Raw genomic sequence first — 24,620 nt, forward strand, 5'->3', positions numbered from 1 at the left:
CGGTAGAATGAAAGTTTCACTTAGTTGAAAGCATCATAGTTATCCCTATTTTTTATTAATTGTATAATATCACCAATAATTCTCCAAAGGAGTCGACAGATGATTAAAGCAATTTTAGTAGATGACGAGAAGCTTTCTCTTGATTTATTAACAAAACAATTGCAAGCATTTCCGGAAATCGAAATTGTAAAAGCATATTCACAACCAACAAATATTCTAGAAGATATAAAACAAGAAAAAATAGATGTTGCTTTTTTAGACATCGAGTTAACTGAAGGCAACGGTTTAGATTTAGCTGAAACTATTTTAACAATTGATGCATCCATATATATTGTTTTTGTTACAGCCCACGCCCAGCATGCTGTCAAAGCATTTGAAATCAATTCGATTGACTATTTATTGAAACCTGTTATGCATAAAAGATTAAAAACGACTGTTGACAGATTAATAGAAAAAATTAAAAAAAGTAGAAACTATGAAGCGCCCAAAGACAAAATACCCCTTTATATTCAATGCTTCGGCGAGTTTAACGTTTTTCTAAATAACGAGCCACTCCAATTTAAAACAGCTAAAGTAAAGGAATTATTCGCACTTCTCTTTACTTATATGGATACATACGTCAATCGAGATTATTTAATTGAAAACTTATGGCCAAATCAGGATAGCAAAAAAGCAAAAATAAACCTTCATACATGTTTAACATACTTAAGAAAAATGTTAAACTCTCTTGGTTATACTAATTGTATTAAGTTTGCAAATCAGAGCTATATCTTATCCATTCCGGATATCCATTCAGATTTAAAAATATTTAATGAAGCTATATATAGCTTCATTAAGAATGATAGAAAGTCAATTAGTAGTGCAGAAGAAGCAATAAGTCAATATATCGGTTCATACATGCAATGGAATTATTACGAATGGGCAAATGACATCGCACAAGAAAAACTTAACATGACAATGTACTTGTTAGAAAGTATTATTGAGTATTATTATATTAGCAATACAGATAAGGCCTTGTTTTACTTAGACTTACAACGGAAATTAAACCCGTTTATAGATAAAAATATTCAACAAACAATGAACCTTTTCATTAAAAAAGGGAATCGTAGTGAAGCGATAAATTTATTTAAAAATTATAAGGCCTTACTCTCTGCTGAATTAAATATAGAACCTGATCCATCTTTAATAAAGTTATACCAAGATCTTATGAAATAAAAGGAAGGTCGAACGGTTACTTAGCTTCACTCTTTGCCGCATTTAAAAATGCCTTTACTTCTTCAATAGATAAACCAAGCTCTTTTGCTTTTAAAATGAGACTAATCCATTCTGTATCTAATTGGTTGTCATCCTTATACATATCCATTGTACCGTTCACCTACTCCTTAATAATTAATTTTGTTTATTTACTTTATATAATATTTCTCTTAAAACTCTCTTAAATTAAAAAAATGGGAGATAAAAGAAGAAGTGAGAAGCACCTTCATTTGCAGGTCTTTTCACTTCTTCTTTCAACTCATTTTATATATTTCAAAATAATCGAAACCAAAATTAGAAATAGAGTCAATCTATGCAAATATTCTCTACGGTCTCATCTCCCCAATTTAGTCAAAGTTGATTTACTATTGATGCATTTTTGCCTCTATTTATAATCTCATGTTGAAACACAATAAATACCGCTTTCCAAAATAATGAATATATATCCTCCTAATCACGCAAAATACATCTGTGAATAATGTAGCAGCTTCACTTAGTTTCAATACAAGAATGGAGGAATATAGCATGTATTTTTACAAAGAAGATTTAATTAATATGATTGTTCCTGATAAACCCGATCCACACGCAGCCAAAGTCCTTCAAGAAGCACTTGGTGGGCAATTTGGGGAAATGCGTACGTTAATGCAATTCTCATTTCAAAGTGCCAACTTTCGAGGAAAAGCTAAAAAATATCGCGATTTGATTAGAGGTATTTTTTTAGAAGAACTAAGTCATGTAGAACTAGTCCAATCAACAATAAATCAGCTTCTAAATGGTTCCGGTGGAATGAATCCCGGTAATCAAGCAACTGATGGGGCTCCCTTAGATGATGTGATTCAAAATGGGGCAAATCCACATCATTACATTATGGGCGCTAAAGCGTCGTTACCTGTTGACGCTGGTGGAAATCCTTGGAATGGTTCATGGGTTTATGATCACGGCAACTTAATCGCAAACTTAATTAATAATGTTTCTCTAGAGTCTACAGGGGTACTCCAAAAATCAAGAATTTACGAAATGAGTAGTAATAAAACTTTAAGAGAAACGATCGCTTTTCTCATAGTAAGAGATAATGCCCATCAAAATGCATTCGCAAAAGCACTTGAAACATTAGGAGTCGATTGGGGTAAAATACTTCCTGTACCTAATTACGACTTAAATAAATATCCAGAATGTAGAAAATATGTTGACATGGGATTCCATAATGCGCAATTTAATTTCCGTTTAGATGACACATTAATTGGTGAAGTTTTCACTGGAACCACACCTAGTAGAAATGGTGGAGAGCTTTCTGTAACCGAACCACCAAAAGGTTTTCCTGTACCGCAAATGCCTGAGATGCCAAATGAACATGCACCAGGATTATACGATTTAGATAATTAGGGCCTATATAGGCTCTTTTCATCTTAGCACTGTAATTGCTATTCACCGCCTCTATGAAGACACTAATCACCACCGAGAACTAAGCTATAATCAGGGAAATAGTCAGCTCATATACCTTAATAAAGTAAGGATAAATACGTGAAAAAGCCAAGATGCTTATAACATCTTGGCTTTTGATAGTAGTAAAATATTTTGTTAAGACTTAGAAAGATGATTTAACTTTGTTATTATTTAAATCATGATGTAAGGAGTCTGAAGGTTTTTTATGGTATGGAATATTTCCTCGTGCTGTTGGCTCAGCTACATATTCGAAGTCTCCACTTCCATCTTGCGCACTTCCTGTAGCCCATTGTCCTTCAGCAGAGGCGGTTCCTTCTGAGAGATTCCAGAATCTATAGGCTTCTACTTGAGATTCTTCTTCTGCTTCATGAGGGAATGATGAGGGAACGACAACACCATTTTTCTGTTCTAACTCTTCAATTGCTGCCATCCATTGATATTGGTGATAACGATCTCTAGCAATCATCTTTCTAAATGTTGCACGGACACCTTCATCCTTGGTCATGTGGTATAACCTTGTAACTTGTAACCTACCTTGACTTTCCGCGTGTAAGTTTGCACGCATATCTGCTAATAGATTACCACTGGCAACAATATATCCGCTATTCCAAGGTGTACCAACAGAATTCGTTGGTAGAGCTCCTGTCCCGCTTACTATTAAATGCTGAGGGTTTATCCCCCCCATAATTGCTGCTAATGTAGGATCTTTAGCTGCCTCCGCTTGATCTTCTGGTGAAGCGCCATCTAGTAATTGGCTAATAAGCGAACATAACATTTCTACGTGGCCAATTTCTTCTGTGCCAATATCCATTAGCATATCTTTATACTTTTCTTCCCCGCGGCAATTAAAACCTTGGAAAAGATATTGCATCATGACAGTCATTTCTCCAAACTGGCCGCCTAATACTTCTTGAATTTGTCTAGCAAGCATAGGGTCTGGACGATCTACTTTTACTTCAAATTGTAACTCTTTTTGATGACGAAACATGTTTAATTCCTCCTAGGTACAATTTTGAATTACGAACATTCTTTCTTTTCCCGAAGAAAAAAAAGTAAACTTCCACTATTTTTATTTGTTTCACTAGTAAGACAATTAGATAGATTTTGTTTGAAAGGGAGAACCAAGGGTATTTTAGATAGAAAACAAAATATGGAAGAGAAAGGGATGGGAATGAAAATGAGGAAAACATCAATTTCGGAAAGTATTCCAGAAGTCAAACGTTCCAAACTTCAGTTTCTATTTCCATTTATGCTAAATGAGCAAATTATTGGAGGGTTTACTGAAAAGTTACTCGAAGAAGGTTTTCAATTTTTCACTTTAAGAAACACGAAGCAACAAAATGAATATTATGGGGATGACAAGGTCTTTCACCGAAAGCTTGAAAAGTATTTTCTTCCTAATATAGAGCCGCTTCTTTTTCCAAAATCCTATACTGCCAGGGAAGGCATTCGCCGTTTTTCTCTTAAGTTGAATCTTGATTGCACCCTGGACTCTACCAAATTGAACATGCCATTTGTGGTTGAATCAATAGATATATTAGTATGTCCCTTCCGCATAGGGCTGATGAATCTCAGAATAAGCCTTCCAGAATCGATTGCTTATTCAGATGTAATTGCCTTTGCAGATTTGTTCAGAGTATTAGAGCCGATTACAGAAGATGAAGAGGAAGTCGTCTTGGGTTGTAGGAATCATCAATATCATGCGGTGAAAGAGTTCGTCTTCAAAGAATTGCTTCGACCAATGGAGGATTATGTTGAAGACAATCCAGATACTGATCCTTCTTATTTTGGAAGCCTGCCATTTTTTATGGATGAGCGCATGTATGTACTCAGTTATATTCATATTTCAGAAGGTAGTGATTTGACACAGTTAAATTTATTTCAGCTTGCGGAGCTTGAAAGCTGTAATCAGCACGAAGGGGACAAGCATCCAAATTATATTGAAAGGTATTGTAAAGAACATGTTTATGAACGTTGGGGCGACCAAACGTATATCGTCATGAGCGATTATCAATTTTCCTGTATAACAAAGGAGACAGGTGATATTGAAAAACAATTAGCGAGTAACTTTTACGGAGAATTCTTTTATTCTGTTTTTCTTTATTATTATTATAAAATTGTCCTTCTCATGCTCTCATATAACCATTCAACGATTGACATTGAAAAGGATAAAAGTAAGACGGAACTATTAATTTTTATGATTACACAGTTTTCTGCGAAGTATTATATGCCAGAAGTAAACAGTACAACTACAGGGAAGGAAATATTCGGGAGATTACAAAAGATTTTCAGAGTGGAGACACTTTATCAGGAGGTTAAAGAAACTTTATCATTTCTTTATCAAAGCCAGGATACTTTATCAGGAAAAAGCACGAATTATTTATTGCAAATCTTAACGATTTACTCAACGATATCAGGCCTTTTCGGGATGAACCTAATTATTGAGGATTGGAGAGGAAAGATTCCGTTAGATAAGATGAATCATTACTCTATTTTTGAGTGGATAGCGATACTTGTAACAACAACCGGTGTTTCCATTTCTTTAATTCTTGGAGTGGTATTCATTAAAAACTGGTTGAAAGAAAGGAAAAGCCGTAAGAATAAAATCTTATAGTACAAAAAAAGGAAAATCTAAGCGGTACCCTAACAATAAGTGCCAACGAAATATTTTGCGCCTGGAGAATACGGTTAATCATATATTTTTCTTAGTAAAGTCAATCAATCTCACTCTCTAAAACAAAAAAACATGAACACTCCTTTTTATGCAGGAGTTGTTCATGTATGATCTAATCATCCTATTATACATGTATCCCATTTTTATCCTGAAAGATAACTTTTCTCACAGACAATGGAAGGAATCTCTTTTTATATATGTCGGCTATGAAATTCAAGATCACTGTAGGGATTTTTTTCGGGAACCATTTGTTGGTGTAATATCGGTAGTACGCATTCTGTAAGTCTGTCCATTGTTTATCGGCGTTCTTCGAATCAAAACGAGCAATATCAATCAGTTTTATATTTCCGTTTCGATCAATCATAATGTTGCGCAAATGTATGTCTGACGGTTTCAGGCCTGCTTCTGTAGCTGAACGTAAGGCTAATTGGACAGATTCTATATGTTCTGCTTTTATATGAATGCCTTTCTCCAAGCATTGGAAGAGAGTAAAGCCTTCTATATAGTCGATCACAATATAAGCATCACCATAATCATAAAGATGTGGATAATAGGGATTACCTTGGATTCGTTGATAATTTGCCGCTTCCACCTTTGCGATATCTTCCATTTGTGGGAAGTATACTTTTATGGCAATCGCTTGCTTAGTAATTTTGAAAACGAAAGCACTTCTTCCTACACCAATCAGTTCTAGCTGGTCACTATATGATTTTAAAGAGGGGCGTCCCTCTACCAGTTCAATTACTACGCTGCTCGCTAGCTGATTAAATTCCATTCTAATCACCTCATTTGAAGGAACAACATGACTTTATGATGTTCGCTTTAGAGTAGTTTAGTATAGAATGGGCATTACTCACAAATTTTAAGGTCCCTTCTAGTAAAAATGTATACGTATAGAGAAGAAAATTACTTTCCTGTAATAATTGATACGAAAAATTTACAACTTACAAACTAAGTGACCTCACCATTCCATAAAGAAAGCTACCAAACGAGTGGTAGCTTCCAAAAAAAATCATCTAGATAAGCGCTCAATTGTCTTTGCAAGCAGAATGGTTCTTTCCGTTAATGTGTCAATTTCAATGTACTCCTCTTTACTATGGGCATTCCCGCCAACTGGACCAAGACCATCAACTGTAGGCACACCCGTTGCTGAAGTGAAAGAGGCGTCACCACCCCCACCCGTTGCAGTATTATGGACATGAAGACCTATTTCTTCGCCTACTTCTTGAATAATGTGTAATAGCTTTTTCGTTTGCTCGTTGTATTCCATTGGTGGTCTTCTAATAGCCCCTTCTAATTGAATCTCAGTTCCCCTCACTTCTGTATTGGCACATATTCTTTTAATCTTCTTTTCTAATTCTTGTGCTTGTTCTTTCTCAGTGATGCGAATATCAATATGAGCGACGGCTTTATCAGAAATGGTATTAACAGAAGAGCCACCGGAAATAATGCCTACGTTCACGCTAATGCCTTGTTCATGATTTGTTAAATTATGCAGTTGGATGATTTTATAAGCTAGTTCTTCTATCGCACTTCTTCCCTTTTCTGGTTCAATCCCTGAATGGGCAGCTTTGCCTTTAATAATCAGTTTATATCTTCCCCCGCCTCTTCTTGCTGTCACAAGTGAACCATCTTTTCTCGCTGGCTCCATGATGAGTGCATATTCTTTTCCCACAGCTTGTTCCTCTATTAATTCACGGGATGACGGCGAACCAATTTCCTCATCACCATTTAAGATAATTTGCACATTCTCACAGGCATTTGACCCACAGTGAACTAATGCTTTCATAGCATATAAAAGCTCGACTAAACTCGACTTCATATCCACGACACCAGGCCCATAAGCTCTGTTTCCTTTTATTTGAAACGGACGCTTGTTCACCGTACCTTCTGGAAAAACCGTATCCATATGCGCCACCAGTATAATTTTCGGATGCAGACTACGCTCATGTCGAATAACAAGGTGGTTGCCGTACTTTGCTTCTGTTTTCACCTCTACAACAAATCCAATTTCTTCGTATTTCTTTTGTAATATTCCCCCGATTTCATCTATCCCTTTCTTTACATATGAACCACTATCAATATTGACAAGTTTTTCAATTAACTGCAGCATTTCGGTTTTACACTGTTGTATATATCCCTCCACCTTTGATACATCTCCTTTATCTATTTTTCCAATACTCCAACACCCTCTTTTAATGGAAAATGGCAGGCCACATAATGTTCTTCCTCATGTGCAATAAATGTTGGCTCCTCATTCCTACATTTTTCTTGTGCATGTGGGCACCGTGGATGAAAACGACATCCTGAAGGAATATTTGTTGGGCTTGGAAGATCACCTTCCAAAATCACGCCTTCTTTTTTATGCCTTAACGTCGGGTCAGGAAGGGGAACTGCTGATAAAAGTCCCTCTGTATACGGATGAAGGGGTTTGGAAAAGAGTTTTTCTTTTGTGGTTAGTTCAACAATTTTTCCAAGGTACATGACCGCAATTTTATCACTGATATATTTAACCGCTGGTAGGCCATGGGCAATGAAAATAAAGGTTAATCGTAACTCTTTCTGTAGTTTAGACATTAAATTAAGGATTTGTGATTGAATAGAAACGTCTAATGCAGATACGGGCTCATCACAAATAATAAGCTTAGGTCGCAATGCAATGGCCCGAGCAATACCGATTCTTTGTCTCTGACCACCACTAAATTCATGGGGGTAGCGATGAATATAAGAACGATCAAGACCGACCTGATCCATTAACGACAATACTTCCTCCTTCAACCTTTTACTACTTAAGTTCAGATGGGTCAATAACGGTTCGGCAATAATATCAAATACTTTCATCCGAGGATTTAACGAGGAAAAAGGGTCTTGGAAAATCATCTGCATTTCCGCCCGTTTCTTTCTTAGCTCATGTTTGGATAGAGTGGCAAGATCTACTCCTTGGAATATTATTTCTCCTTCTGTTTTTTCTAACAGCTGCATAATCAAATTACCTGTTGTCGATTTCCCACAACCTGACTCCCCAACAATCCCTAATGTTTCTCCATCATTTACATCGAAGGAAATGTGGTCAACTGCCTTTAAATATTGTTTTTCCTTCTTCCACCATCCTTCAGTCACATCAAAATATTTCTTTAAACCCCTTACACTTAAAATAACTGCCATATCTTAGTCACACCTCCTCTTCATATAACCAGCACTTCACTTGATGATGGGCATGAATATTGGTAAGTACAGGCTCATTGTTCATACATTTTTCCATGACATTTGGGCAACGTGTATGAAAGCGACACCCACTTGGCATATCATTTGGATTGGGTACAGTCCCTTCGATGACTTGTAGTGTTTCTGTTTGTTCGTGGATTTTTGGCGTACTAGCTAATAAACTTGTCGTATAAGGATGCGCCGCTTCTTTAAACAGTGTAAACACATCCGTATATTCAACTACTTGGCCGGCATACATAACAATCACTTGATCAGCCATCTCTGCTACCACACCTAAATCATGTGTTATAAATAGAATAGAAGTTTGCTTGTCTTTTATCAGCTCTTTCATTAAATGGAGAATTTGCGCTTGGATGGTGACATCGAGTGCGGTTGTCGGCTCATCCGCAATTAAAAGTTTCGGGTTACATGATAAGGCAATCGCAATCATTACACGTTGACGCATGCCTCCACTTAATAGATGAGGATAAGAATGAAATACCTTCTCCGCACGAGCTATGCCGACTTTTTTTAAAATCTCGATACTTCTCTTTTTCGCTTCTTTTTTATTCACTTTTTGATGGATTCTAATTGCTTCAGAAATTTGATTACCAACTGTAAATAAAGGATTAAGTGAGGTGAGTGGTTCTTGAAAAATCATCGCCATCTCATTCCCGCGCAATTTTCTTCGTTCTTTTTTTGATAGTGTTGTTACCTCACTGCCTTCAAATAGGATGGTGCCACTTTCAATTTTCCCAGCAGTATCTAGCAACCCCATAATAGATAAAGATGTTACACTTTTGCCACTGCCTGACTCACCTACAACAGCCACAGTCTCGCCTTTCTTTATCGTAAATGACACACCGTCAACTGAAGGAATCACACCATCTTCGGTATAAAAATAAGTCTTCAAGTCTCGCACTTCTAACAAGCTCTCTCGGCTCAACGCATTTCCCTCCTCTACACTTTCTTTTCTCTTGGATCTAATACATCTCTCAGCCAATCACCTAAGAAGATCATGCCTAAAACGGTGATCGTTATCGCTAAACCAGGAAAAGCTGCCAACCACCAACTAGTTGCTACATAATCTCTACCATCACTTAAAATGCCACCCCAAGAAATGGTCGGTGGTTGAATTCCTAAACCTAGAAAACTTAAGGAGGCCTCTAATATAATCGTGGTTGCCACGCTTAAAGTAGAAATGACAATGAACGGGGATATCACATTTGGCAATAAATGTTTGAGGATAATCTTATGATCCCTCACCCCCATAGACCTTGCAGCCCTAACAAACTCTCTTTCTTTTAAAGAGAGCACTTCTCCTCGTATTAAACGGGCGTACTGTACCCAATTCGTCACACCTAATACAACAATCAACGTAAGCGCACTTGGGCCAAAGACTGTCAAGATGACAAGTGCAAAGAGGATGGTTGGGATCGCTAGAAAAGAATCAACTATTCTCATTAAAATGTTATCTAGGAAACCACCATAAAAACCTGAGACTAAGCCGATAAAAATACCAATAATGCCAGCCAAGATGACAGAGGCAACCCCAACAACTAAAGAAATTTGGGAGCCATAAATTATTCTGCTTAAAATATCTCTGCCAAGATTGTCTGTTCCTAAAAGATACTCAGTATCCCCACCTTCTACCCAAACCGGGGGTTTCAACATCATTGCCGCATTAATCTGGTTCGGATCATGGGGTGCTAAAAACTTCGCAAATATCGCGATAAAAATAATGAGTAACACGATAATTGAGCCAATTGAACCGGTCTTACTCTTTAATAATAATCTGAGCCACCGTTTGAGGTGACCCTGCTTACTTTCCTTTGATTCCAATACAACCACACCTCCTTAGCGAAATGTAATGCGGGGATCCAATAATTTATAAAGAATATCTGCTAGTAAGTTCATAGCAATAACAATAAACGCAATAATAAACACACTGGCCTGTACGATCGCCATATCCCTTGTATTCACTGCTTGAATGAGTAGTTGACCTAACCCTGGCCATGAAAATACGCTCTCGGTTATTAACGTGCCGCCCACAACAGTTGAGGTTTGTAGCGCGGTAATCGTAACAACTGGAATAAGGGCATTACGAAAAGCATGCTTATGAATAACAAAAAACTCTTTTAATCCTTTACTTCTTGCCGTACGAACATAGTCTTGATTCATGATTTCTAACATGCTTGAGCGAATAAACCGGGTCATCTCAGCAGCAATCCCTGTGCCAAGTGTAATTGCCGGTAAGATTAGATGACTCCATGTCCCCCGCCCTGAAACTGGGAACCATCCTAACATGACGGAGAAAATCAAAATGAGCATAATGCCTAACCAAAAATTCGGCATTGCCTTCCAGATTACCGCTCCCCCTGTCGCTACGACATCGATAGCAGAATTCTTCTTAGTCGCTGACCAAATACCAAGAGGGATAGCTATGATAATGGCCACAATCATAGCTGCTACAGCTAATTCAATTGTCGCCTGTAAACGCTCCAACACAATAGGTAAGGCGCTCGTGTTATAACGAAATGATTCACCAAAATCAAGTTGGATAAGTCCGACCATATAGTTGAAATATTGAATATAAAAAGGCTCATTTAACCCGAGTGATTCACGAAGTTGTAAAATATCCTCTTGGCTCGCATCTTCGGGTAACATTAATGCAACAGGATCGCCAGCCACATAGACAAGGCAAAACACAATAAAAGAAATGATAAATAACACCGGTATAATTTGAAGTAATCGTCTAATAATATATTTGCCCACTATTGTCCCCCTATAGCGAAAAGTAATAGAGATGGGCAAATGGATGTCACCACCCATTCACCCACGAATATTAGCTTTGTTATTCATTTGCTTTTCTTTTAATAATTGGTGCATAAATCATTTCATCCGGGGTAGGAACAAAATCAATCGCATCATTTACACCGATATTGATTTTTTCCTCATGAAGCATAATATGTGGCACTTCTTCAGCAGCAATCTCTTCAATTTCTTGTATTTGCTTGGCTCGTTCTTCCTCATTCATATTGACGGCAGAGTGAGCGAGCAATTCTTCGATTCGATCATTCTTATAATCTGTATGGCCTTCAAAACGTTCGGCACGATACCAATCGACCGAGTAAGCACCGTCAAACATCGAATTACCTAGGCCAATTAAATAAGCATCCTTATTCTCGTTAGCTGTACGCATTTCAACAAAATTACTCCATTCCATGAACTCGATATTTACTTTCACATTAATTTCTGCAAGCATGCCCGCTAACATTTCCGCCACTTCTGCATCTTGTAAATAGCGTCCCTTTGGTGAATGCAAAGTCATCTCAAAACCATCTGGATAACCTGCCTCCGCTAGTAATGCCTTTGCTTTTTCAATATCATAATTGTACGTATCATAAAGCTCCGGATGATGCCCAAAATTACCTGGACCGACTCTTGTTCTTGTTGGAATCCCTCCACCTTGTAAGACATTATCGGTAATTGCTTTGTTATTGATAGCAAAGTCTAGTGCCTGACGTACACGGACATCAGCAGTCGGGAGCCCTTCTGTCGCCCGCAATATTAGCATTACTACTCGGTTCGACCTTTCTTGCACAATGGATGTTCCCTCATTACTATTCACTCGTTCCCAATCAGACGGAGGAATATTAACAGCCATATCAACTCCACCAGTTAAAAGCTCCGACACTCTTGTCGAGTTTTCTGGAATGACTCGGAAAACAAGCTCATCCCATTCCTCTACTTTTCCTGCAAAATAATCCTCATATGGTGTAAAAACGATGCGATTATCACGTTTCCATTCTTTGAATTGAAATGGACCTGTGCCAACGGGATTAGATAGAAAATGATCCCATCCATTCTCTTCAATATAGTTCTTAGGTAAAATACCGGAACCAAGTCGGGATATACGGTGAAATAAGGAGGGCTCTGGTGATTGTGTCACAATATTGAAAGTGAGCTCATCGATCACTTGAATTTCTTTTATCTGCTTATAATTAGGATACTCCTGCAACGTGTCATCTTTCGCTACTCTTTCTAACGTAAATTTCACATCCTCTGCTGTGAGTGGATCACCGTTATGAAAAGTGACACCTTCCTTTAGTTTTACCTGATAAGTCAAGTCATCGATTTTCTCGTAGCCCTCGGCAAGCTCTGGATGAATATTGCCATCTTTATCTTTTTTAAATAAATAATTAAACATATTCACATGAATCGCTTCCGTCGACGTATTATTATGGTCATGAATATCAAATGTCACCAAATCCGTTCCGACCGCCACTGTTAATACACGATCATTTCCCTTCTCTGTGACAGCGCCACCTACCTCTGAGCCACCTCCAGAACAACCCGCCAAAACAATTGCAGCAATAACAACGATGACAAAACTCTTCCAAATGCTTCGCTTCAAATTGCTTCCCCCTACTCTTTAAATTTTTTCTATAGTCAAGCCCTTTTCATCAGTTTATAAAAGTGTAAGCAAAACTATGTTAAAAATCGTTAAGGATATTTTGTAAACATGATCTCTTATGTCGGGTGCGGTAGGGGGGTACGAGAGGAAGCGTTGTTTGCTTGGGAATAAGTTAAGAGGAATAATTTGGATGTACAATTTTATGTAGACAATACGGAATTAGTTTCATTCTGATGTTATTCGGAAACACTCCTCACAAAGGAGATATCTATGTTGTGGGGGTAGATTGTGAATACTCACACTTCTTTCATGAAACACGGATTCTTGTGGGGGTAAATCATGTATACCCACACTTTTCTCTTAAAATCCAGGGTCTTGTGGGGGGAAATCACTAATACCCACACTTTTCTCTTAAAATCCAGGGTCTTGTGGGGGGAAATCACTAATACCCACACTTCTTTCTTGAAATCCAGGGTCTTGTAGAGGCAAAATTACCAATACCCACACTTCTTCATGTAACCCAGAGTCTTGTGGGGGCATATCACTAATACCCACACTTCTTTCATGAAACCCAGAGTCTTGTGGGGGCATATCGCAAATGCCTACACTTCTCTCTTAAAATCCAGGGTCTTGTGGGGGCATATCATGAATACCCACACTTCTCTCTTAAAATCCAGGGTCTTGTGGGCGCAAATCGCAAATACACACACTTCTTTCTTGAAATCCGGATTCTTGTGGGGGCATATCGCAAATGCCTACACTTCTCTCTTAAAATCTAGGGTCTTGTGGGGGCATATCATGAATACCCACACTTCTCTCTTAAAATCCAGGGTCTTGTGGGCGCATATCACTAATACACACACTTCTTTCATGAAACCCAGAGTCTTGTGGGGGCATATCGCAAATGCCTACACTTCTCTCTTGAAATCCAGGGTCTTGTGGGCGCATATCATGAATACCCGCACTTCTCTCTTAAAATCCTGGGTCTTGTGGGCGCAAATCGCAAATACACACACTTCTTTCATGAAATCCGAATTCTTGTGGAGGCATATCGCAAATGCCTACACTTCTTTCTTAAAATCCTGGGTCTTGTGTGAGCAAACCACTAATACACACACTTCTTTCTCAAAACCCCGATTCTTGTGGGGGCAACTCTATAAGATATACTTCGTTAACTTCCCACATACACTCTAAACCCTTCCTCTACCAAGCGGAGTAAAATTATATAAAAACCGAGAACCAAAAAAGCCGGAATCAATAGAATTGATCCCGGCATTATTTGACTTTTAACATCTGACATATTTCCGCTTAAACCCTAGACGACCTTTATCTAAGTCTTTTTGAATATTTTCATGAGCATGAAGGACGCTGTTCTTCTTATTCTCTCTTTTGATTTCGATGGCACCGATTTCCTCTGCCACTTCAGCTGCTTTTTCACTTAGAGGAATATAGGAGATCGCAACGGTATATAAGAAGTTATTCATTGATATCTTTGTTCTTATAGGTGCGTCATAAATGTCCGCCTTCACCTGATCTAGCATGGCCGATAATTTACTCGTGACAAATTCGTCGTCTTTCCGATTACCTAATAACCAGCAATAACAACTCCAACCAGCTGACATTCTCAAGTCATCTCCACTGGCAATCCATTCATCGGCAACTTCTTGGGCAATCGGGGATTCGGATAATGTAACCGCTACGACATAGTCTGACAGCATATAAAAATACGCATCGTCTATCCAACGATTAAAATCTTCCTTTGTCATTGCTTTTGGATCTGCAATGATGCCCGCAAAGTACATGGCATCATAATTTCCTGTTGCATATAGCTCCTCAGCTAATGATTGATCAATCTTTATTTTCTTCACAATCGGTTTCATCGCTCCAGTTGCTACACCAAAAAGTGGCTCATGTGCACCGTTTGAGAGATAAATTTTTTTCGTTCGCTCTTTTCCTAATCCTTCTAACTCATTCATTACCTCGTTGAAATCCATCAGCTATAACACTCCTCTTCTAAGAATAAGACGGTTTTCCGGTATTCTCTCTATTATCTATCATATCATGTGCTATTTTCACTTCATATAAGGAGTATTCTATCCCTATTTCCACTTGAAAATCCCCGTTTACCATTAACTTAAATATCTCTTCGGCAACAGTCTTGATCGTTTCCAACCGTTTCTTGCTTGTCGTAGCAAAACTAAAGCCCAGGGCTGAACGACAATTACTATGGAGAGCAGTTGTTTTCATCCTACCTGTTTGACCACGCAGCATCTATACCTATTACTTGCATTGCATCTGTGGAAACATTGACTCTATCACTACCGCTTGCATTGTACATTCAACCTATCTATTGTTTTAGTTCGATTTCTGATCCTCTTTTTTTATACCATTGATAAAACGCTAAACGGAAGGATTCGGGCACCCCATACATGTGAGTGTGTCGCACTGGTTGCGCACGATTGATCGTCGTAATCTTAGCAATGCCGAGTATTTTTTCTAGCGGTCCTCTGTTCATTTCAATTTCAATCACTTTATCACGCCTAGTTAGAAATAACGCCGTTGCTAAACTCCCTGTTTTTAATTGGATAAAACGCCCATTTAACACGTAGCGGCTATTATAGTAATCTAAGACCCTGAGTAAAACAATTAAAATAAGTAAAATCAATGATAACAACCACCATGGAATATGCAAATTGAACACATTTGGTTGGAAATAATATAATAATGCCGTTGCGATTATCCATATCCAACTAGGTTTTAGCAACCTAGCAAAGAGGGCATTTTTCGGAAGCTTGTGCATCTCTTCTGCCACTTCATAGTCTGGTAAGATTTCAGAAATCAAACGAAAAGCATCCTTTTGCGGTAAAAAGGGGAACAAAGAGCTTGTCTCCATTGAGGAATCGCCTCCTCCTGTCTGACCAGCACTCGTTAGTTTCACTTCTGCAATACGTAAGATTCTTTTCATTAACGTTTGCGTTATTTCAACAGCTTGGACCTTTTCCTTTGAAATAGAAAAGCGTACTTCATCTAGTACTCCTCTAGAGATATAAATCCTATCATCATCTGAATAAATTCGATAATTCCCATATTTAATATATGTTTTTATCATACCAAATATCGTTGAAGCCACAATAAGAAAAATAACGACAAGTGTCGTTAACCACCAGGCACTTAATATAAAGTGAATGGCACCTTCTGCTTCTTTCTCAACATTTATAAAATCATTAATCATAAAAAACAGTGAGACTAAGGCAGGAATTAAAAGCAAAAAGCTTAATGACGTCATTGATGCTTTCAAAATATCCTTCTTGCTGGCAGCAAAATGCAGCTTTCTGTCTTCTATATATTCTTCTACCTTTTCCTCTTCATGTGCGGACACGTTGACTTTGCGACTACTTTTTTCCACCCAGTCTTCCAAATGGTCTGCTTCTTCTTTCGAAACAACCTCAAATTTAATTGTCCCACCATCACCAGACATGCCTGTCTCAAACTTCAAGGAGGTTTTTCCTATTAATTTATGTAGAAAAGTCGTGTGTCTACTTACATTTTGAATCTTACTAAAAGGAATGGTTCGTTTATGCTTTGTGAAAAAGCCTTCACTTAAATAAAAAGCTACCTCATCAATCTTATAAGTTGTGGTCAGCCATTTAAAGATAACAAAAATAATAGAAAGAATAAGGAGGATAGCGGCAATGATTCTACCGTAACCAATCCAATCGGCCTCTCGATTAAAAATAAATAAGTAAAGAAAGGCAAAAAAGAAAAATTTCAAAACACCCCATATATGAAAAGCAATGGTTAAGCGTGAATACCTTCTGTAATCCATTATTCATCTACTTCCTTTATTTTTGCATAATAAGCTATCGTATTTCTCAGTTGCATTGCTATTTCCTTTGATAGCATGGGGATTGTATGGGTTGAGCTCATCGTTTCGACTGAAAGACCGTATAATCCATATCTTCTCTGTATCGGCCCTTGATTCGTTGCCACAGATTGAATTTTTGTCATTGGTACTAATTCATATTTCTCTATAAACACTCCTTGCTTAATCTGCAAAAATTCCTCATCTACTTCATAACGGAAGTTTTTATATAATAGGTATGGTTGAATGGTTAACGCATAAATCATAGATAAAATAGTAAGACCAAGGACAACCCATAGAACCCATCCTACCCAATCCCACCAATCAAATCGAGCGTCAACGTAAAAAAGTATCGCAAGAATTGGCAACCATATCGCATTCCCAATTAGTTCACTCATTAGCATCGCTTTTATACTACTCTTAGAGAGTCTCTGCTTTGGTATTGGTAAATCTATATCCATCCTTATTCTCCTTCTCAATTATTTTACTAATATACGGTTAGAAGCGGAGATTAGTTTCATTAAACTCAAAACGCTAAAAACCTTGCTACATTTTTTGTAGTAAGGTTTTTAGCGTAAATTACATTAGGTACTGGAATTAACTCAGCAAGTTACCTGTTTTTAAATTCGCTTTCATTAATAAAGCAATTTGTTGCTCATCTGTTTTTGACTCTTTTTCAAGTTGGCTAATAACTTTCTCTTGTCTCTGTACTGGATGGTTTTGGCTTAACTTAGCTTTGCCTTCTATCTCATTGATTTTTATTTTGAAACCTTGTACTCCCTTTTTTTGACCAGCTATAAACCCAGAATCCACATCTTGTAAATTATATGTACTATCAGGTGATTCATACTTCAATACCATTTCATGAAAAGAATCCATTAATTCATTTTTGTCTTCTATCTTCTCAACTTCTCCATAAGCATGGACTGTTACATAATTCCATGTCGGCACTGCCTTATTTGTTTCATACCAAGATGGGGAGATATAACAATGAGGCCCATGGAAAATAGCTAGGACGCTTTGATTTTCTATATCTTTCCACTGAGGATTTTGACGAGCAAAGTGCCCATATAGGTATTGATTGTCCTTGCTCAAAATTAACGGTAAATGAGTTGCAAAAGGCATGCCATTATGTTGAGAAAAAAGAGTCGCAAAACTATATTCTCTCATAATGTCATAAGCTAATGTTTCATCAGTTATTTTAAAATATGAAGGGATATACATAATAAACCACCTTTCCAAAACCTTAAAGTATTTTAGTCATTATATAGTCTGTTTGCTCTTCAATTCCCATATAAAAAGAGTGGGCCGAAGTTTGGACAAAACCCATTTTCTGATAAAAAGAAATTGCAGTTACGTTTTTCTCCCATACACCTAACCAGATTTTCTTTTTATTATTTTCTATCGCAATTTCATTCGCTTTATTTAGAAGGTATTTACCAAGCCCTTGTTTTTGAAACTTCTTCTTGATATAAATCCGCTCAATTTCAAGTGATTCATCATCCATTTCTTCAGACTGAGCATCATCGATATTCACCTTTAAATAACCCGAGACTTCGTTATTAATATAAATAAAGTAGAATTTCGAGGAAATATTGTTTAATTCTGCTTCCAACTTTTCCATATTAAATGCTTTTTTGAGATATTCTTTCATGTTTTCAGGTGCATTTTGCTCGTTGAATGTATCAGTAAATGTTTCTATACTGATTTTTTGAAGTATATGTAAATCATCTAGAGTGCATCGTTTAAGTTTCACCGTCATTCAGATGTCTCCTTTTGCCCTTCTTTACCCCAGTCTTTTTCCTCTTCACTTTCAGAAAAGCCTTTAACCATATCTGAGCAATCATTTTCTATCTTTATTTCCCTTTTATTATGTTCATCTTCTCTCATATTCAACTTGATAGATATATTGTATATATTGATTAAACTGGTCATCATACACATATTTAAATGACCATTTCATCATGTTTGTAACTAATTTGTGTATCCAGTTTGATGGAATCAATGTAACATTCACTATAAACTTTGTTCCTTCTGGGATGATTTCGAGGATGTATTCTGTCCTACTTATTCCTTCTTTCGTCTTCGCCTCTACCACAGTATAATAAGGTGGATCATACTTAGAATAAACACCTTGTAACTCATACACCTTTTTTCCAATTTTTTGCCTTGTAATGAACATCGAGCCTTCTTTTAAATCACTTTCTTCTCCATCATAAAGATTTTCAATGATTTGTGTATTCCATTTTAAAACATGTTGATCTTTATTCAGACATTCAAAAACTAAATCTATATCTGCCGCAATCTCTGCTTCGAATCTATAACATTGTATTTCTTTCATTTGTCTTTCTCCTAAATAATTTAATCATCATTCAAATATAATTATAACCTATTCAGGGAAATATTGTTAAACTAATCTTTTTTTTACTATTTCACTCCACCTTTCTTCATAAAGGCTTTTAAGACGATGTCTATGACATTACGAATCCCTCGGAAGCTCGTTACGAAGCCTCCTTCTCCACACCTAATCTTGGTGAAAACTACAGGACTGGCGATAATGGCATAGAAGGATTAATCATTAATACCACAAACAGTAATGTAACCAATCAACCTACGCTCCTAGTAAGTTACGAAGTATCCGGAACTTGCGTCGCCTTTACTTTAGAAGGGAAAAGTAGCTATACCGAGGATGTTAATTCATACTGTCCAGCCAGGAGAAACACACTATTTGAAATCGGATGACGTTAATTTATGGCCGACATTGAATGAGATCAATCGATTTAAAAAATTCGCATTTTACTTTTCCTTGTAATGTGATTGTAATAAAGAGATAATGGTGGACTGAGAGAAATGGAGACTTGGCTTCGCAATGTGCTTGAAATGTGCTTGATCTGCTAGATTCCAATTCGAGGCAATCTTTTTGGGGATCTGAAAATCGATTCACGTTGATTCGAAGCAGATTTCTTATACTTGAGTCTGACTCGATTTACCTTCGAGGCAGACTTCTTGGTTTTTTGGCTTTTTGTCTGCAAGGGTTTCCACCTTTATCTCACCTTCAGCCTAGATTGATTCCTCCTTTACGACGCACTTATATTGCTTGAATCACCTTCTTCACACTTCGGATAATGCCGGCATAACCTGTGCACCGACATATGTTTCCTGAGAGTGCGTCTAATATCTCTTCATCTGTTGGTTTCTTGTTTTTCTCTAATAATGTTTTCACAGCCATGATCATTCCCGGTGTGCAGTAGCCACATTGAAACCCACCTTCTTCTAGAAAAGCCTTTTGAATATCATGCAGTCCATTTTCACTTAAGCTTTCAACCGTATAAACACTCTTTCCGTTCAGTTGATATGCTCTCATGAGACAAGAGTTGACGAGTTCACCGTCTACTTCTACAGAGCAGGCACCGCATCGTCCAATTTCGCAAGAGATTTTGGCACCTGTTAATGAGAGGTCTTCACGTAATATATCTACTAATCTTTTTGTTGCTTCTACTTGTAGTTGCTGCTGTTCACCATTAACAGTGAAGGAAATATTGATTCTTTGCGAATTCACCTTTACCTTTTCTATCAAAAAACCATCTCCCTCGCATGTAATATTTCTTCTCGACTGACAGGTAGTTTCGTCACCCAATGCCCCGTGGCATCATAGATGGCTCTTACGATCGCAGGAGCTAATGCGACTGTTCCGATCTCCCCAACACCTCTTGGGCCATACATATCCCCCTCCCATAAGTCTTCGATTGCTCTCACATTCATTTTCGGTGGAATGTCTTGGATGGTGGGCAGAATATAGGTGTCAAAGTTTTCTGTTGTATAGCGACTTTGCTGCATGGCCGCTTCTTCTAACAATGTGTAGCCTAGCGCCATGATTGTACCGCCCTCAATTTGCCCAATATACCCATTAGGATTCACAACAGGACCGGCAGAAACAGCTTGATCGATATCAGTAACCTTGATCGCTCCTGTGATAAGGTCAACTTCTACTTTAACTGCCACCGCTGCAAATGAGTACAAGAAATGACCACCCGGAATACTATTTGGTGTGGTTGGAAAATCGAATTTCGTATCTATACTAATGGGTTCATTCTCGAGAAAAAGCTGTTCAAAAGTAAGAATCCTTTGACCATTTAGCCAAATACCTTTCTCTCCAACACATAATTGTTCTTTTTGATAACCTGATCGTTTAGCTGCTGTATCTAATAGTTTTTCTTTAAAAGGGCCCTTTAGCCTTTGTAAACTGTGCCAAATCATACTGGTGCCTCTTGAAGCTGTGGAAGAACCCGAGTGTGGCACCTTGTCTGTGTCCCCTATCACAATGTGCAAATCCTCTGAAGAACACCCGATAGCCTCTGTTGTTATATTTTCAATAACTGCTAACAACCCTTGACCTACCTCTTCAAATCCAAAGGCGATTTCTATTTTCCCTTCATGGTTCAGACTAATTTTGCCACCAGAAGGATCCATTCTGCCAAAGCCTAACCCGCCTCCATGCATGGTTAGTGCTACCCCTACGCCTGTTTTCTTCCATGGATTGTCGCTATCCCTTTTGTCTAACGCTAATAGCGGTGACTGCGTGATCTCATCTAATACAAGCGAATCTCCATTAGTCGGTGCAATCATTTGTCCAACTGGTCCAGGATCCGTTCCTTGTCGCAAGTTCTTCTTTCTTAATTTAAGTGGTGACATATGTAAGTCATCTGCCAACCGATCAATTTGGCCTTCTAAAGCAAATGTGATCTGATTACCACCAAACCCTCTGAATTCACCTGCCACGCCATTATTTGTAAAGACAGCGTACCCTTTTGTTTTCACATTTGGTATCACATAAGGGCCAATAGCGTGTTCAACTGCAAAATCTAATACGGCTGGACCAAGTGTGGCATATGCCCCTGTATCTGCAATAATTCTTACTTCATGGGCAACAATCTCCCCCGTTTTCTTAGCTCCTGTTTTCATCGTAATTTTCATTGGGTGCTTTTTAATACCAGAGATCATTGATTCTCTCCGTGATTGATGAATTTTCACCGGTCTACCTGTTTTCAATGCTAAAATGGCTCCGTAAGGCTGAATATTCAACTCATCTTTACCACCAAATGAGCCGCCCATCGGACTTGAAATTACACGAATACGCTCTTCTGATAAATTCAATATTCTCGCTAATTGTAGTCTATCCTTATATCCATGCTGCGTGCCCGCATAAACAGACAGCCTGCCATCTCTTTCAGGAACAAAGACCCCACCTTCTGTTTCCATATAAGCATGCATTTGCCTCGGCAGGAGATAGGTTTCTTCTATAATGACGTCACATAATGGGAACCCTTCATCAACATCACCATTTTCATAGGATGCCTCATGAAGAATATTGCCACCAGAATGTAATGGGGTACTATCGGGGTTCATTGCGGATTCAGGGTCATCCATAATTGGTAATGGTTCATACGTTACTTCTATTCGTTTAATTGCTCGTTCTGCAATTTCAGGAGTTATAGCTGCTACTGCTGCCACCGCATCACCTACATAGCGAACGACTTGATCACAAAAGACCGGCTGATCTTGCGTAATAAGACCAAATCCATTCAATCCAGGTACATCCTTACTTGTTATCACGGCCAGGACGCCGGGTAATTGTTCTGCCTTTTCAATATTTAGTTGCTGAATTTTAGCATGAGGGTGCTCGCTACGCAGTACTTTTCCATAAAGCATATTTGGAAATTGCAAGTCTGTAAAATAATTTAATGCACCTGTTACTTTTCCCATTCCATCTGGCCTTGGACGGGAAGAAGCTAAATTACTTGTATAATCCGCCATATTCTCCCCTCCACTTTTCTAATTCTGAGATTAATAGGTTACTCGCTACTTTCAAGCGATAATTACTAGAATAAAAAACATCTTCAACTGGCTGATATTCTGTCATTAACGCTTGATACACCCTTTTTAAGACATTTGAATCGATTATTTGATCATGTTGTAAAATATTCTCTACATTTCTTAACCGTGATGGTTGCGTCTCTCCACCGCCTGCTGCTATTCGAACCTTACATAGCTGATTGCCTTTTACTGTTAACTTGCCAGCCAATGTAACAACAGATGCCGAGAAAGCCTCCCTTCGACCGATTTTTTTAGTAAATAAATAGCTCTTCTCCTCATCATCCAATGTAATGATGACCTCTAAAATAATAGAACATTCGGTTATTTCAAACCAATCTTGCAAATCTATTCGCTGTCTTCCTTCTTTATTTAAATATAGTATTTCGGCATCGAGTGCTAGTAAAAGGGGGATTGTATCACCGACACAATTGGCAATATTGCCTCCAATCGTACCTAAGTTTCGAACAGCAGGTGCAGCGATTTTCTCAATCGTTTGTGATAATTGGGGTAGTGTTTTAGCAATAAGAGGATGATTCTTGCATTCCGCTAGTTTAACAAAAGAACCGATGTGAATCTGCCTTTCAGTGTCCATGTAGATTTGTTTATATTCCAAAACGTCACCTAGGTGAAGCATTTTTGAAGGAACAGCAACCCCTTTTTCCCATTTGGTTTGTAAAAAAGTGCCTCCAGCGATAAATGTGATCGGCTCTTCATATGATTTCCACATTGTCCATGCTTCATCAATGGTAGTAGGTGAAGAAACGGTCGTTTCTAATATTCTCATATGGCTCCCCTCCTTTTACGTTCACAAAACGACTACTATCTGTCGTAAAACGTTGTCTCACAATCCGCTTGTTTCCCACTCTCGGGAACTCCCCTTTGTTTAACCGCAATTAGTTGCGCCATAACGCTAATAGCAATTTCCTCAGGTCCCTCAGCGCCAATTGATAAACCAACAGGTGTATAGACATTCGGTGGTACAGACTGGCCTTCTAATAACCTCATCGTTCGTCTATTAGAACCAATGATGCCTATATATTTAAAAGGTCGATCGATCACATACTGTAAAATCTCTTTATCGCGTTCAAAATGATGGGTCATAATCACAATATGGTCTTGTGGGAGAAGGACAGTTGGTAACACTTCATGTGGAAAACCTATGATTAAATGGTCTGCTCGAGGAAACCTTACTTTACTACATAAAGCTTCACGCCAGTCAGCTACTGTTACATGGTAGCCTGTTTTATGAGCAAAATCACAAAGCGGAACGCCATCTGCCCCTGCACCATAAATAAAGAGGCGAGGTTTTGGGTGAAACCACTGAAAATAACAATATCCAGATAACTCTTTTGAGTAGTGAATACCAGTCGTTACCTCTTTTAATTCTACATTTGAACCTATATTTAAAGCTTTACCCCAATAATTGTCACCATCAACGATAAATGCATATCCCATGACCTCATAATCTTCGGAAAGCTTCTTTATTGTTAAAACAGACCTTCCTTGTAAAAGTTGTTCATTCACCTTTTCTAAATGCGTTTGAAAGGTTGAATCAATCGACTCTAACAGAACACGAATTTCACCATTACATCCCGAACCTTGCCCCCAACCGAGGTCATCTTCACTTTTTAAGTTGTATAAAAAAGATTGGGATTGGCCTTTCACTAGTTTTTCTGCCCTATACTTGATATCTTCTTCCAAGCACCCGCCACTAAGGACGCCAATTGTTGGACCAACTTGTTTGATTAACATGGTTGTGCCTTCTTTTCGATAAGCAGATCCATTCACATGAATCACTGTTGCTAATACATCACCTTCTGTAGGGGATTCCTTGAATATTTGATGAATATTATCCATCTTCACACACCTCTTTCACTCATCGATTAAAGGTT

The 24,620-nt window shown here is 38.0% G+C and carries 24 protein-coding genes; 3 read left to right on the plus strand and 21 right to left on the minus strand.

Annotated features, from left to right (window positions below):
* Positions 1-99: 99 nt before the first annotated feature.
* Entirely contained in the window at positions 100-1,215 is a 1,116-nt protein-coding gene (locus tag H9655_RS18300; protein WP_191816694.1) for a response regulator, read from the plus strand.
* 16 nt (positions 1,216-1,231) lie between these two features.
* Here H9655_RS18300 and H9655_RS18305 read toward each other — a convergent pair whose 3' ends face one another.
* Positions 1,232-1,363 (minus strand): anti-repressor SinI family protein, encoded by a 132-nt coding sequence (locus H9655_RS18305; protein WP_191816695.1) that lies wholly within the window; start codon positions 1,361-1,363, stop codon positions 1,232-1,234.
* Positions 1,364-1,779: 416 nt separating this feature from the next.
* Here H9655_RS18305 and H9655_RS18310 point away from each other — a divergent pair, with 416 nt between their 5' ends.
* Positions 1,780-2,637 (plus strand): manganese catalase family protein, encoded by an 858-nt coding sequence (locus H9655_RS18310; RefSeq protein ID WP_191816696.1) that lies wholly within the window; start codon positions 1,780-1,782, stop codon positions 2,635-2,637.
* Between the two features lie 202 nt (positions 2,638-2,839).
* Here the strand turns inward: H9655_RS18310 and H9655_RS18315 are convergent, their stop codons facing one another.
* Positions 2,840-3,685 (minus strand): manganese catalase family protein, encoded by an 846-nt coding sequence (locus H9655_RS18315; RefSeq protein ID WP_191816697.1) that lies wholly within the window; start codon positions 3,683-3,685, stop codon positions 2,840-2,842.
* A 189-nt stretch (positions 3,686-3,874) separates the two neighbouring features.
* Here H9655_RS18315 and H9655_RS18320 point away from each other — a divergent pair, with 189 nt between their 5' ends.
* Positions 3,875-5,311: a magnesium transporter CorA family protein gene (locus H9655_RS18320; protein WP_191816698.1), complete on the plus strand. Its 1,437-nt coding sequence runs from the start codon at positions 3,875-3,877 to the stop codon at positions 5,309-5,311.
* Between the two features lie 184 nt (positions 5,312-5,495).
* Here H9655_RS18320 and H9655_RS18325 read toward each other — a convergent pair whose 3' ends face one another.
* The 19 genes from H9655_RS18325 to H9655_RS18410 all read right to left on the minus strand — a co-directional run bounded on the left by H9655_RS18325 (position 5,496) and on the right by H9655_RS18410 (position 24,585).
* Complete coding sequence (locus H9655_RS18325) at positions 5,496-6,146, minus strand: protein kinase family protein (RefSeq protein WP_191816699.1); 651 nt, start codon at positions 6,144-6,146, stop codon at positions 5,496-5,498.
* A 237-nt stretch (positions 6,147-6,383) separates the two neighbouring features.
* The gene (locus H9655_RS18330) at positions 6,384-7,517 is read right to left on the minus strand and encodes a M20 family metallopeptidase (RefSeq protein WP_191816700.1); all 1,134 of its coding nucleotides are present in this window, start codon (positions 7,515-7,517) and stop codon (positions 6,384-6,386) included.
* Positions 7,518-7,537: 20 nt separating this feature from the next.
* Positions 7,538-8,536: an ABC transporter ATP-binding protein gene (locus tag H9655_RS18335; RefSeq protein ID WP_191816701.1), complete on the minus strand. Its 999-nt coding sequence runs from the start codon at positions 8,534-8,536 to the stop codon at positions 7,538-7,540.
* 7 nt (positions 8,537-8,543) lie between these two features.
* Entirely contained in the window at positions 8,544-9,521 is a 978-nt protein-coding gene (locus H9655_RS18340; protein WP_191816702.1) for an ABC transporter ATP-binding protein, read from the minus strand.
* 14 nt (positions 9,522-9,535) lie between these two features.
* Positions 9,536-10,417, minus strand: coding sequence for an ABC transporter permease (locus tag H9655_RS18345; RefSeq protein WP_225230744.1), 882 nt, complete (start codon positions 10,415-10,417; stop codon positions 9,536-9,538).
* Positions 10,418-10,432: 15 nt separating this feature from the next.
* Entirely contained in the window at positions 10,433-11,350 is a 918-nt protein-coding gene (locus tag H9655_RS18350; RefSeq protein WP_191816704.1) for an ABC transporter permease, read from the minus strand.
* A 79-nt stretch (positions 11,351-11,429) separates the two neighbouring features.
* On the minus strand, positions 11,430-12,992 hold the full coding sequence (locus H9655_RS18355; protein ID WP_191816705.1) for an ABC transporter substrate-binding protein: 1,563 nt from the start codon (positions 12,990-12,992) through the stop codon (positions 11,430-11,432).
* Positions 12,993-14,278: 1,286 nt separating this feature from the next.
* Positions 14,279-14,986 carry a DNA alkylation repair protein gene (locus tag H9655_RS18360; RefSeq protein ID WP_191816706.1) on the minus strand — a complete coding sequence of 236 codons (708 nt, stop codon included), beginning with the start codon at positions 14,984-14,986 and terminating at the stop codon, positions 14,279-14,281.
* A 19-nt stretch (positions 14,987-15,005) separates the two neighbouring features.
* Positions 15,006-15,263, minus strand: a complete 258-nt coding sequence (locus H9655_RS18365; protein ID WP_191816707.1) for a hypothetical protein — start codon at positions 15,261-15,263, stop codon at positions 15,006-15,008.
* A gap of 76 nt (positions 15,264-15,339) precedes the next feature.
* Positions 15,340-16,818: a PH domain-containing protein gene (locus H9655_RS18370; protein WP_191816708.1), complete on the minus strand. Its 1,479-nt coding sequence runs from the start codon at positions 16,816-16,818 to the stop codon at positions 15,340-15,342.
* Positions 16,818-17,315 (minus strand): PH domain-containing protein, encoded by a 498-nt coding sequence (locus H9655_RS18375; RefSeq protein WP_191816709.1) that lies wholly within the window; start codon positions 17,313-17,315, stop codon positions 16,818-16,820. Before H9655_RS18375 ends, H9655_RS18370 begins: the two co-directional genes overlap by 1 nt.
* A gap of 136 nt (positions 17,316-17,451) precedes the next feature.
* Positions 17,452-18,078 (minus strand): FMN-binding negative transcriptional regulator, encoded by a 627-nt coding sequence (locus tag H9655_RS18380; protein WP_191816710.1) that lies wholly within the window; start codon positions 18,076-18,078, stop codon positions 17,452-17,454.
* A gap of 22 nt (positions 18,079-18,100) precedes the next feature.
* Entirely contained in the window at positions 18,101-18,616 is a 516-nt protein-coding gene (locus tag H9655_RS18385) for a GNAT family N-acetyltransferase (RefSeq protein WP_191816711.1), read from the minus strand.
* The gene (locus H9655_RS22785) at positions 18,613-18,744 is read right to left on the minus strand and encodes a hypothetical protein (RefSeq protein ID WP_263600765.1); all 132 of its coding nucleotides are present in this window, start codon (positions 18,742-18,744) and stop codon (positions 18,613-18,615) included. Before H9655_RS22785 ends, H9655_RS18385 begins: the two co-directional genes overlap by 4 nt.
* Positions 18,731-19,195 carry an SRPBCC family protein gene (locus H9655_RS18390; RefSeq protein ID WP_191816712.1) on the minus strand — a complete coding sequence of 155 codons (465 nt, stop codon included), beginning with the start codon at positions 19,193-19,195 and terminating at the stop codon, positions 18,731-18,733. Before H9655_RS18390 ends, H9655_RS22785 begins: the two co-directional genes overlap by 14 nt.
* Positions 19,196-19,942: 747 nt before the next feature.
* A complete protein-coding gene (locus tag H9655_RS18395; RefSeq protein WP_225230745.1) occupies positions 19,943-20,431 on the minus strand; it encodes a (2Fe-2S)-binding protein in 489 nt (162 codons plus the stop codon).
* The gene (pucD, locus tag H9655_RS18400; protein ID WP_191816713.1) at positions 20,428-22,668 is read right to left on the minus strand and encodes a xanthine dehydrogenase subunit D; all 2,241 of its coding nucleotides are present in this window, start codon (positions 22,666-22,668) and stop codon (positions 20,428-20,430) included. The genes H9655_RS18395 and pucD overlap by 4 nt, the downstream gene beginning before the upstream one ends.
* Positions 22,649-23,512: an FAD binding domain-containing protein gene (locus tag H9655_RS18405; protein ID WP_191816714.1), complete on the minus strand. Its 864-nt coding sequence runs from the start codon at positions 23,510-23,512 to the stop codon at positions 22,649-22,651. Before H9655_RS18405 ends, pucD begins: the two co-directional genes overlap by 20 nt.
* Before the next feature lie 35 nt (positions 23,513-23,547).
* Entirely contained in the window at positions 23,548-24,585 is a 1,038-nt protein-coding gene (locus H9655_RS18410; RefSeq protein WP_191816715.1) for an XdhC family protein, read from the minus strand.
* Positions 24,586-24,620 lie beyond the last annotated feature (35 nt).

The sequence above is a fragment of the Cytobacillus stercorigallinarum genome, assembly GCF_014836495.1.
Lineage (GTDB): Bacteria > Bacillota > Bacilli > Bacillales > Cytobacillaceae > Cytobacillus > Cytobacillus stercorigallinarum.

Coding starts and splice junctions, on each gene's coding strand:
- H9655_RS18300 (WP_191816694.1), top strand. CDS start 100: ATGATTAAAGCAATTTTAGTAGATGACGAGAAGCTTTCTCTTGATTTA.
- H9655_RS18305 (WP_191816695.1), bottom strand. CDS start 1,363: ATGGATATGTATAAGGATGACAACCAATTAGATACAGAATGGATTAGT.
- H9655_RS18310 (WP_191816696.1), top strand. CDS start 1,780: ATGTATTTTTACAAAGAAGATTTAATTAATATGATTGTTCCTGATAAA.
- H9655_RS18315 (WP_191816697.1), bottom strand. CDS start 3,685: ATGTTTCGTCATCAAAAAGAGTTACAATTTGAAGTAAAAGTAGATCGT.
- H9655_RS18320 (WP_191816698.1), top strand. CDS start 3,875: ATGAGGAAAACATCAATTTCGGAAAGTATTCCAGAAGTCAAACGTTCC.
- H9655_RS18325 (WP_191816699.1), bottom strand. CDS start 6,146: ATGGAATTTAATCAGCTAGCGAGCAGCGTAGTAATTGAACTGGTAGAG.
- H9655_RS18335 (WP_191816701.1), bottom strand. CDS start 8,536: ATGGCAGTTATTTTAAGTGTAAGGGGTTTAAAGAAATATTTTGATGTG.
- H9655_RS18360 (WP_191816706.1), bottom strand. CDS start 14,986: ATGGATTTCAACGAGGTAATGAATGAGTTAGAAGGATTAGGAAAAGAG.
- H9655_RS18365 (WP_191816707.1), bottom strand. CDS start 15,263: ATGCTGCGTGGTCAAACAGGTAGGATGAAAACAACTGCTCTCCATAGT.
- H9655_RS18370 (WP_191816708.1), bottom strand. CDS start 16,818: ATGGATTACAGAAGGTATTCACGCTTAACCATTGCTTTTCATATATGG.
- H9655_RS18375 (WP_191816709.1), bottom strand. CDS start 17,315: ATGGATATAGATTTACCAATACCAAAGCAGAGACTCTCTAAGAGTAGT.
- H9655_RS18380 (WP_191816710.1), bottom strand. CDS start 18,078: ATGTATATCCCTTCATATTTTAAAATAACTGATGAAACATTAGCTTAT.
- H9655_RS18385 (WP_191816711.1), bottom strand. CDS start 18,616: ATGACGGTGAAACTTAAACGATGCACTCTAGATGATTTACATATACTT.
- H9655_RS22785 (WP_263600765.1), bottom strand. CDS start 18,744: ATGAGAGAAGATGAACATAATAAAAGGGAAATAAAGATAGAAAATGAT.
- H9655_RS18390 (WP_191816712.1), bottom strand. CDS start 19,195: ATGAAAGAAATACAATGTTATAGATTCGAAGCAGAGATTGCGGCAGAT.
- pucD (WP_191816713.1), bottom strand. CDS start 22,668: ATGGCGGATTATACAAGTAATTTAGCTTCTTCCCGTCCAAGGCCAGAT.
- H9655_RS18405 (WP_191816714.1), bottom strand. CDS start 23,512: ATGAGAATATTAGAAACGACCGTTTCTTCACCTACTACCATTGATGAA.
- H9655_RS18410 (WP_191816715.1), bottom strand. CDS start 24,585: ATGGATAATATTCATCAAATATTCAAGGAATCCCCTACAGAAGGTGAT.